The sequence below is a fragment of the Frankia sp. AgKG'84/4 genome (genome assembly GCF_023242965.2).
Taxonomy (GTDB): Bacteria; Actinomycetota; Actinomycetes; order Frankiales; family Frankiaceae; genus Frankia.
The window spans coordinates 1-4225 of sequence record NZ_JALKFU020000477.1 but is presented as its reverse complement, the minus strand read 5'-3'; the positions used below and the strand labels follow the sequence as shown (position 1 = coordinate 4225).

Sequence of the window (4225 nt, the reverse complement as noted above, 5' to 3'; positions counted from 1 at the left end):
GCGCGGCGGCAGGCGGCGCGGAGGCAGGCGGCGCGGCGGCAGGCGGCGCGGCGGGCTGACCGGCGGCGGTGATCTCGTCGATGAGGTCGCGCTGGGTGGGCAGCACGGCGAAGGCGAGCACCAGGGCGGCCAGGGTCGTCAGCACGATCGCCGCGATCAGCCAGCCCTCGCCGAGGACGCCGAGGCTCTGCGCGGTGAAGAAGCCGAACACGACGGCGACCAGGCCGAGCGCCGAGTAGACGCCGCAGATCCGGTAAAGCACCCGGGCGGTCCCGGCGGCCTGCCCGTCGCCGGGAGCGGACAGGGCCGCGCGGGCGGCCGGCGGGAACATGCTGGCCGCGACCGCGACCGGGCCGATCGCCAGGATCGCGGCGAGAACATGCACGCTGAGCAGGAGTTTTGTCACCGGCTGGCCTCTCGCGGCGACGGGCCGGGCGGCGGGGGGAACGGCGGGCGGTTCACGCGGGGCACCTCGAGGAGCGCAGGCACCACCCGGACACGCGCGACGAGGCCGACGGCGCGGGCGAGGTGGCGGACGGACGATTCGTCCTCGACGCTACGGGCGAATCGCCGGACGGATGCCTATCAGTCCCCCTTGATGGCACCGCCGGCCAGGTATCGCCCATCCCTGGACAGTTCCGACGGCGTACCCGTCAAGTGGCGGCGGCACCGATGGGTGAATCGGCTCGACACGCCGTCCGACGCGACGCCCAGAGGGCACCGTGTCGGCGAGTCGTCCCCCGATCTGATGGAAGATGCTCTCAGCGGGTGACCTGCCCGGTGCCGTACGTCTCGTACGTCTCGTACGTCTGCGGAAGGATGTCGGTATGTCATCGCGGGGCACTGTTCAACTCGATGTCCGTCTGCTGTTGCGCATCGACAACCGGGTGCTGCTCGCCCGACCGCCGGACGACGTCTGGCACGTGCTGCCCGGCGGGCCGGTGCGGGGCGGTGAGACCACCGACGACGCACTGGAGCGGCAGGTGGGCCGGCTCGCGGGCCCGCGGGTCGTGTCCCGGCAGTTCGTCGGGGCGGTCGAGCACGACGGGAGCGTCACCGGCACGTCGCCCCGGGAGGCCGAGGACCATGTCCTGAGTGTGCTGTTCGCCGGGGTGTGGCCGGCGGACATTCCGACGCCGTCCCGCTGGGGGGACCACATGCTCGTCCCGGTGAGCGTCGATGTCCTGCTGGCCACCCGGTTGCGGCCGCTGTCGATGGCCGAGGTGGTCCGGCGCTGGCTGGCCGAGGGCTGGCCGCTGTGGCGGGGGCTCGATCCGCTCGGCGGCAGCCGGCGGCTGCCGTCGCTGGCGTCGCTGCGGTCGCAGCTGTTCGCCCGCCGGGAGGAGCTGCGGACGCTGGAGTTCCGCGACGCGGCGATCGCGATGTGCGCGCTGGTCACGGTCGCGGACGGGCGGATCGACCCGACGGAGCGGGAAGGACTGCGGGCGTTCGCCGCGACCGATCCGGTGCTTGCCCAGTTCGATGAGGGCGACACCGTGCGGCTTTTCGAGGCGCATCTGGACCGGCTGACCGCCGATCTGGAGGCCGGTCGGCACCAGGCGCTCGCGGAGATCGCGAAGGTACGCGGCCGGGCCGCGCAGGCGGCGGCCGTCGTCCGGATGGGCCAGATCATCGGCCTGGTCGACGGCGAGTTCGTGGCCAGCGAACGGGCCGTCGTCCGCGACGCCGCGCTCACCCTCGGGCTGGATCCGGCTGAGTTCGCCCTGTAGACCCCGCGCGGGTGCGCCGTCAGCTGGTGCCGGTGGCGTCCGGGTCGTCGTCGACCACCTGGACGACGCCGATGGAGCGCCAGTTGACTTCCAGCTCCTTGCCGTCGGCGAGGGTGACCCGGTCGAGACCGATGTTGCCGGTCCGGCCGCTCATCACGTCGGCGGCCCGGCGGCGCAGGGCGGCCGCGTCGGTCCCGGCGGGCAGGTCGTACGTCTGGTCGTCGAGTACCAGCCGTGCCATCAGACCTCCCGGCGCGGGCGCCCGCGCGGGTCGGCGCGCAGCGGCCGACCGTCCGCCACCTTCAGGGACGGTAGTACGATCAGCACACTGAGTGCTCGACCGGCGCGAACGGCGTCCGGCCCGGTGGCGAATCAGTCCTCCTGATTGATCCCGAACCAGGTCATGACCTTCGCACCGAACTTCATGTCACCGTCGATCTTGATCTTTCTGGTGAGGAAGAGCTTGGCGCCGCTGACCTGGCCGATGAGCACCCGGACGAAGCGGACCCGGTCGGTGTTGATCGTCAACGCCCGGTCGGCCGGGACGCCGACGGTGTCGGCTGGCGCGTTGATCCCGAGGGTGCACGCTCCATCGATGATCCGCAGATCGTAGGTGCGCGCGGCACCGCCCGGACCGCCACCGAGGGCGAAACGGACCAGGGCGTTCTCACCCTCAGCCTGCTCAGGCCGGAACGTGTCGCGCATCTGTCGGAAGATCGCGTCGAGGACGCCATCTCCGGCCGGCCCGGTAAGCAGGTCGGAAATCTGTCGCTCCGACATGTCAGCCAGGGTGCTGACAAGCTTCGCGGGGTCGGCCGTGGGGTCGACGGCAAGGTCGGACATGTGTCCACTCCATTCGTTCGACAGGCTGCTTGGAGATACGGGCGGTTCGTCCGCAGCCCTCGCGGTCGGCCCGCCGACATTGGTGAAACCCAGGACAGCACGCTAGCGAATGGGATGTGGCGTTCGTCGCCCGGTAGGCCCTCGATCGACCGCGTGGCGCGCGGTCGCTATCGTGACCCGGTGGCCGATCCCACGTCGTGGTATGTCGAGGTTGATGGGCAGCCCATCGCCCCCCCGGGCCCGCTGCCGTCGGTCCTGCTCACCCACGGCCACTTCACCGTCATGCAGGTCCGCGCCGGCCGCGTCCGCGGCCTCGACCTGCATCTCGACCGCCTCGAGAGCGCCCATCGCGAGCTGTACGACGCGGCGCTGCCCGCCGATTTCCTCCGGGGCCGCATCCGGCAGGCGCTGGCCGCCGCGCGTCAGGACGCCACCGTCCGGGTCGTCGCCGCGCAGAATCTCGACGCCGGGCCGCGACCGGCCCTGCTCATCGTCGCGGTCGGGCCGCCCGGCGAGCCGTCGACCAATGCCGATCGGCTGATGTCAGTGCCTTACACCAGGCCGTTTCCGCATATCAAGCACCTGGGGACCTTCGGTCAGGCGCAGCACCGGCGCCTCGCCCGCCGCCGCGGCTTCGACGAGGCGCTGCTGACCGGCCCCGACGGGACGATCGCCGAAGGCGCTACGACCAACGTCGCCTTCCGGGTCGGGAACACCACGGTCTGGCCGGATGCGCCGGCGCTGCACGGCGTGACGATGGCCCTGCTGGAACGCGCGGCGGGCCACACGCGGGCGCCCGTGCGACTCGCCGATCTGGCCGGGTACGACGCGGCCGTGGTGACCAACTCGCGCGGGATCACGGCCGTCGCCGCCATCGACGGGCACCCGTTCACCGGTTCGGCGGCGTTCGCGGCGGATCTTCGCCGCTGTTACGACGCCGTCCCGTTCGACGCTGTCTGACGGCCGCCATCCGTTCCCGGCACCCTCGCCGAGCGTCAGCGTCAGATCCACCGGCCTGACGAGGGTCGAACCAGCAAATGTCCACTTACCGGCATGCAGTCCATCCTCTCCGCTAAAACTAAATTGTATATCGATATTTTTCTTCGATGACTATTGCGTCGACAACAGCCATTTCCTAGAGATACGCATGATGCCACGAAAAGTGGGCGTGGATCGGGTCGAACCTGTTTCCCCGGGACGGACTACTGGGTACCGTCAGAAGCCCGCAAGGATTTCCCGCCAGGTCTCGAAGGGTAGGACCAGCCCGCTTTCCCGCGTCGCTCGCGAAGGAACACGTCCGATGCCGCTTTCCTCAGCCCGGCTCCTCATCGCGCTCCTCATGCTCGAACAACACCGTGTCGAGCCCGCCTGGGTCCACGTGCGATACCCGGTCCCGCCGGCCGGCGAGCGGCACCTCGTCCGGGCGGCCGTGGCCATCGCCGCCGGTCGGCCCAAGGGCGCGCTGCGGGAGCTGCGCCACAGCGAGCACGACCGCGCCGACGCCGACCAGGCCGCCGCGCACGAAGCGCTGTTCCTGGCGGCGCTCGCGCTCGACCTGAACTGGGCCCCGGACGACGCGGGCCGCGTGGAGACCCCGGGAGCGGAGACCCCGGGAGTCGACGGACCGGGCCGATCGGCAGGAATCATGCCCG

Annotated in this window: 4 protein-coding genes and 2 pseudogenes; 3 read left to right on the top strand and 3 right to left on the bottom strand. The window is 71.2% G+C overall.

The window, feature by feature from the left end; all coding sequences use genetic code 11:
- Positions 1–406 (bottom strand): annotated as a pseudogene (locus MXD58_RS21570) (protease); the annotation flags it as partial.
- A 421-nt stretch (positions 407–827) separates the two neighbouring features.
- Between MXD58_RS21570 and MXD58_RS21565 the strand changes: the two are divergent.
- Complete coding sequence (locus tag MXD58_RS21565) at positions 828–1730, top strand: TerB family tellurite resistance protein (RefSeq protein WP_248839771.1); 903 nt, start codon at positions 828–830, stop codon at positions 1728–1730.
- A gap of 19 nt (positions 1731–1749) precedes the next feature.
- Here the strand turns inward: MXD58_RS21565 and MXD58_RS21560 are convergent, their stop codons facing one another.
- Positions 1750–1971 (bottom strand): hypothetical protein, encoded by a 222-nt coding sequence (locus MXD58_RS21560; protein WP_248839770.1) that lies wholly within the window; start codon positions 1969–1971, stop codon positions 1750–1752.
- Between the two features lie 131 nt (positions 1972–2102).
- Positions 2103–2573: an SCP2 sterol-binding domain-containing protein gene (locus MXD58_RS21555; protein WP_248839769.1), complete on the bottom strand. Its 471-nt coding sequence runs from the start codon at positions 2571–2573 to the stop codon at positions 2103–2105.
- Between the two features lie 180 nt (positions 2574–2753).
- Here MXD58_RS21555 and MXD58_RS21550 point away from each other — a divergent pair, with 180 nt between their 5' ends.
- Together MXD58_RS21550 and MXD58_RS21545 are read left to right on the top strand one after the other, a co-directional pair.
- On the top strand, positions 2754–3533 hold the full coding sequence (locus MXD58_RS21550; RefSeq protein WP_248839768.1) for an aminotransferase class IV: 780 nt from the start codon (positions 2754–2756) through the stop codon (positions 3531–3533).
- Between the two features lie 340 nt (positions 3534–3873).
- A pseudogene (locus MXD58_RS21545) lies at positions 3874–4225 on the top strand (hypothetical protein); the annotation flags it as partial.